This is a genomic window from Tahibacter caeni (genome assembly GCF_024609805.1).
In the GTDB taxonomy this organism is placed as follows: Bacteria; Pseudomonadota; Gammaproteobacteria; order Xanthomonadales; family Rhodanobacteraceae; genus Tahibacter; species Tahibacter caeni.
The window spans coordinates 1-5,191 of the sequence record NZ_JANFVR010000328.1; the positions used below are offsets into that span (position 1 = coordinate 1).

A 5,191-nucleotide genomic window follows, 5' to 3' on the forward strand; every position below is an offset into this window, starting at 1 on the left:
CCGGCGCGTGGTTCGCGCAGATGAAATGGCCGCGGCCCGCGGCCGCGCCGCGCGCGGCGCAGTCGATCCAGGCCACGGTGTATTCGTAGTCGCGCTCGGCCGCGGCCGACAGCGCGAAGAATTCGGCGAGGCTGCCGAAGCGGTGCGTTTCGGCGTTGAGCCACGGACCGCGCACGCGCTGCAGGCGCAGCTCGGCCCAGGTGATCAGGCCGGTCAGGCCCAGGCCGCCGGCCGTCGCGGCGAACCAGTCGGCGTTCTCCTGCGCGCTGCACCAGCGCCGGCTGCCGTCGCTGCGCAGCAGCTCGAAACCGTTGACGTGCTCGCTGAAACAGCCGTTGACGTGGTGGTTCTTGCCGTGCACGTCGTTGGCGATCGCGCCGCCGACGGTCACGTACTTCGTACCCGGCGTCACCGGCAGGAACCAGCCCTGGCCGACGACGAGGTCGAGGATCTCACCGAGCAACACGCCGGCCTCGCAGCGCAGCACGCCGCGCTCGGCGTCGAACGCGATGAAGCGGTCGAGACCGCGCGTGCACAGCAGGTTGCCGCCGCTGTTGAGGCAGGAGTCGCCGTAGCTGCGCCCGTTGCCGTGCGGCAGCGCGGTGCCGGAGAAATCCGGCAGCGGCGCGTCGCGGTCGCGCAGCATCCATAGGCGCTGATCGCGCGGCGGCGGATAGCGGCCCCAGGACGTGCCGCTCATTCAGATCGCTCCGGCCACGGCGATCGCGCAGAGCGCGAGGATCACGCGGCTGACGCGATCGACGAGCGCGAACACGACCGGGTCGTCGTGCATGTCGCCGCGGTGCGCGATCAGCCAGACGCGGCTGATCCAGTACAGCAGCAGCGGGCACAGCAGCCAGAGCACCTGCGGATGGCGGTACAGCGCCTCGCTGGCCGTGCTGTTGATGTACAGCGCGAGCACCAGGACGCTCATGTAGCCGCTCGCGCCGCCGAGCGACTGGATCAGCGCTATGTCGTCCACTGCGTAGCCGCGGCCGCTCGCGCCGGTCCTGCCGCTGTCGATGAGGCCGTGCAGCTCGGTGTAGCGTTTGAGCATCGCCAGGCTCAGGAACAGGAACATCGAGAAGGCGAGCAGCCAGAACGACAGGCCGCCGCCGATCACGACGGCGCCGCCGATGATGCGCACGGTGTACAGCGCGGCCAGCACGACGACGTCGAGCATGACGATGCGCTTGAGCTGGAGCGAGTAGGCCAGGGTCAGCGCGTAGTAGCAGGCCAGCACGGCGGCGAACGGCGGCGACACCGCGAGCGCGAGCCCGAGGCCGGCCAGCGCGAGCAGCGGCGCGAGCAGCAGGCCGCTCGACAGCGGCAGGGTGCCGGCCGCGAACGGACGCAGGCGCTTGCGCGCGTGGCGCCGGTCGGCGTCGAGATCGAGCAGGTCGTTGAGCAGGTAGACGCCCGAGGCGCAGAGGCCGAATGCGAGAAACGCCATCGCGCTGTTGAACGCGGCCGCGGACTCGAGCACGCGGTGCGAGGCGAACAGCGGCAGGAACACGAGCAGGTTCTTGAGCCACTGGTGCAGGCGCAGCGCCTTGAGCCAGGCGCGCAGGCCGCCGCCGTTGCGCTCGAACACGCGCTCGACTTCGCAGCAGGCGCCGGCGGCGCCCGCGAGGCGGCGACCGCCGTTGACGACGACGGCACGCCGCGCGTGCTGCCAGATCTTCAGATCGCGGAATTCGTTGCCGGCATAGTCGAAGCCGCGCTCGCCGTAGCGCTCGCGCAGCGCGGCGCCTTTTTCGCTGCCGGCGAGATTGCGCCGGCCGTCGCTCGCCAGCACCGTGTCGAACAGGCCCAGGTGAGCGGCCACGCCTTCGGCCAGTTTCGCGTCGGAGGCCGTGCAGAGCACCTGCGGCCGCTGGCCCTGCTGCTCGCGCAGCCAGGCGATCACGCGCTCGTCGTAGGGCAGCACGGCCGGATCGACGTCCGCGCGCAGGGCGATCTCGCGCTTGAGCTTCGCCCGCCCGCCGGCCAGCCAGAGCACGAACGCAAACAGATAGAACGGGTTGCGCCGCAACAGGCTCAGGGCCGATTCGAACAGCAGATCGGAGCGGATCAGCGTGCCGTCGAGGTCGACGCAGAGCGGTATCGGTGCAGCGGACATCCGGCAGGTTCCGTATGGGCAGCCGGTTGCGGCCGCGACAATGGAAAACGCCGTAGTCTACACAGCCTCCCCGGCCCGGGCATGTTCTTGGGGGATGCCGGCGTCCGGGCCGTCCAGTCCACGGACGCAGTGCCGGCGCCGCGTTGCCGCCGCTGCGGATTCCACGCGTTCCTAACCGCGACTGTGCAAACCCCTGTGACGTACCGGTGAGAACGCAGCCGAATTGCGAACCGTGCAGCAGTTCGCCGCCGCCGGCCCGCTTAGCCTCGCGGATGCTTTCCGTTTTGCCGCCGCCTGTCGTCCTTCACGCCGAAACGACGTGGTGCGGAAGTTTCGGGCAATGCGTTCGGGTTGCCGCGCAGCGGGGAGTGGAAGCTCGTTGCACGCGCTGCGGAGCGATCGCCGTCGGAGCCCCTCGGGTCAAGCAGGCGGTCGAACGCGCGGCGTTCGGCGGGGATTGTGAGGAAGAGCAGCAGGGCACTGGAGCTCCGCTGCGACAGGTTGCGGAGTGCTTTTCCGGAGCCCCCTTGAGTCAAGGGGGCGGCCGAACGCGGGAGCGTTCGGCCAGGGTTGTGGGAGCGAGCAGCAGGGCATAGGAGCCCCGCTGGGAACGTATACCGAGGTCTTTCAAGGAGTCGTAGGAAGGGCAGGGTGCTCTGGTCCAGGATGACCGCACGAGCCCGATGCGTCCCCCCTGTCGCATCGGGCTCGATCTTTTCGGGCGCCGCGCCGCCGCGATTGCCGCGGCGCGGCGTTCTCCGGTAGGGTCGGCGTTTCCGTACAGCGCCGCGGGACCCGCATGAGCCACGCCTCCGATACCGCCCCCGCCGCCGGTCCCCGCGGTCTCGCGCTGCATACACGCATCCTGATCGGCTTCGTCGTCGGCGTCGTCGCCGGCGTGCTCTGCTACCGCTTCGCCGGCGCCGACAGCGCCTGGCTCGCCGGCACGGTCACCTATGTCACGCAGCCGCTCGGCCAGATCTTCCTGCGCCTGCTGCTGATGCTCGTGATTCCGCTGCTGTTCTCGGCGCTCGTGCTCGGCGTCGCGGACATGGGCGATCTGCGCTCGCTCGGCCGCGTCGGCTGGAAGACCCTGCTGTACACCGTGTTCGTCTCGGGCATCGCCGTGCTGATCGGCCTGGCCCTGGTCAACCTGTTCCAGCCCGGCGTCGGCATGGACCCGGCCGCGCGCGCCGAACTGCTCGCCGAGAGCGCGTCCAAGTCCAAGACGCTGACCGCGCAGGAAGCCCCGCCGTCGGGCATCGCGATGGTCGTGCAGATCGTGCCCGACAACATCGTTCGCGCCGCCTCCGGCGGCGACATGATCGGCATCATGTTCTTCGCGCTGATGTTCGGCATCGCGATGGTGCTGACGCCCACGCCGGGCGTCGCCCGCGTCAAGGAATTCATCCAGGGCATCTACGATCTGTCGATGACCCTGATCGACCGCGTCATCCGGCTCGCGCCGTACGCGGTGGCCTGTCTATTGTTCACCCTGACGGCGAAGCTCGGCTGGCAGGTGCTGTTCCTGCTCGGCAAGTACGTCGGCGTCGTGCTGCTCGGTCTGGCCGTGCACCAGTTCGTGGTCTATTCGGCCGCGGTCCGGCTCTTCGGCGGCATGAGTCCCTGGCGCTTCTTCCGCGGCGTCGAGGAGGCCATGCTGACCGCGTTCTCGACGGCCTCGTCGTCGGCCACCCTGCCGACCGCGCTGAAGGTCGCCGAGGAAAACCTCAAGCTGCCGCCGCGCATCGCGCGCTTCGTGCTGACCGTCGGCGCGACCGCGAACCAGAACGGCACGGCGCTGTTCGAGGGTGTCACGGTGCTGTTCCTGGCCCAGTTCTTCGGCGTGGAGCTCGGCCTCGCGCAGCAGCTCATGGTGCTCGGCGTCTGCGTGCTCGGCGGCGTCGGCACGGCCGGCGTGCCGGCCGGATCGATCCCGGTCATCATGATGATCCTCGCGATGGTCAACGTGCCGCCGGAAGGCATAGGCCTGATCCTCGGCGTCAACCACCTGCTCGACATGTCGCGCACGACCTTGAACGTGACCGGCGACCTCGCCGCGGCCGTCGTGGTGTCGCGCGGCGAGCCGGAGGGGCTGCCGCCGGCCTGACGTTCCGTGCGGTCTCTCTTTCTTCCGGGCCGTGGCCCTCGTCGGCCGGCGCCGTAGCCGCCAGGCGGGCCGGATCCACACGCGACTACGCTTCCGACTCCCCGGCGGCGTGCGCATCGGCCGGGTTGGCGGTTCAGGCTCGCGGCGGACTCAGCATTGCCCGGCGACACAACCTGTAACCTTGCGGCACAATCCGGCCGTCCAGCACCCGGTCCCCTCATGTCCGACGTCGGCGATGTAACCGAACTGTTGCAAGCGTGGCGCGGCGGCGACCGCCTCGCGCTCGAGCGGCTGATGCCGCGGCTGTACGACACCCTGCGCGAGATGGCCTCGGTGCGCCTGCGCCGCGAGGGCGCGCAGCAGACCCTGGAGCCGACCGCGCTCGTGCACGAAGCGCTCGTGCGCCTGCTCGGCGCCGACACGGACTGGCAGAACCGCGCCCATTTCCTCGCGCTGGCCGCGATGCACATGCGCTCCGTGCTCGTCGACCAGGCGCGCTCGCGCCTGTCGGCCAAGCGCGGCGGGGACATCGTCGTGGTCACCTTGAGCCATGCCGAAGCCTCCGAAGGCCAGCGCATCGAGCTCGACCTGATCGCGCTGGACCAGGCCCTGACCCGCCTGCACGACGAGGACCAGCGCGTCGCGCGCATCGTCGAGATGAGCTACTTCGCCGGCATGGAGCGCGAGGAGATCGCGGCCGTCGTCGGCATCTCCGTGCCGACCGTGGATCGCGACCTGCGCTTCGCACGGGCCTGGCTCAACCGCGTGCTGAGCTGACGCCGGCAGCCCCATGGCTACCGGGTCGCGCTTCGCTCAGTTGCGCCAGTTGTTCGAGGAGGTCTGCGACCTGGATCCGCCGGCGCGGCTCGCGCACCTGCGCGCCAGCGGCGCGACCGCCGACGTGGCCGCCGAGGTCGAGGCCCTGGTCGCGGCCGAGACGCGCGGCCTGCAGCGCGCGG

Annotated in this window: 4 protein-coding genes; 2 read left to right on the forward strand and 2 right to left on the reverse strand. The window is 70.3% G+C overall.

Translation table 11 applies throughout. From position 1 onward, the window contains the following. On the reverse strand, positions 1–700 hold a 700-nt coding region (locus tag NON22_RS19920; RefSeq protein WP_257388724.1), incomplete at its 3' end, for an FAD-binding oxidoreductase. Further along, entirely contained in the window at positions 701–2,122 is a 1,422-nt protein-coding gene (locus tag NON22_RS19925; protein ID WP_257388725.1) for a UbiA family prenyltransferase, read from the reverse strand. It abuts the gene before it with no gap. Positions 2,123–2,921: 799 nt separating this feature from the next. On the opposite strand from NON22_RS19925, the gene NON22_RS19930 reads away from it, so the two are divergent. Together NON22_RS19930 and NON22_RS19935 are read left to right on the forward strand one after the other, a co-directional pair. Next, the gene (locus NON22_RS19930) at positions 2,922–4,232 is read left to right on the forward strand and encodes a dicarboxylate/amino acid:cation symporter (RefSeq protein WP_257388726.1); all 1,311 of its coding nucleotides are present in this window, start codon (positions 2,922–2,924) and stop codon (positions 4,230–4,232) included. A 219-nt stretch (positions 4,233–4,451) separates the two neighbouring features. After that, on the forward strand, positions 4,452–5,009 hold the full coding sequence (locus NON22_RS19935) for an ECF-type sigma factor (protein ID WP_257388727.1): 558 nt from the start codon (positions 4,452–4,454) through the stop codon (positions 5,007–5,009). Positions 5,010–5,191 lie beyond the last annotated feature (182 nt).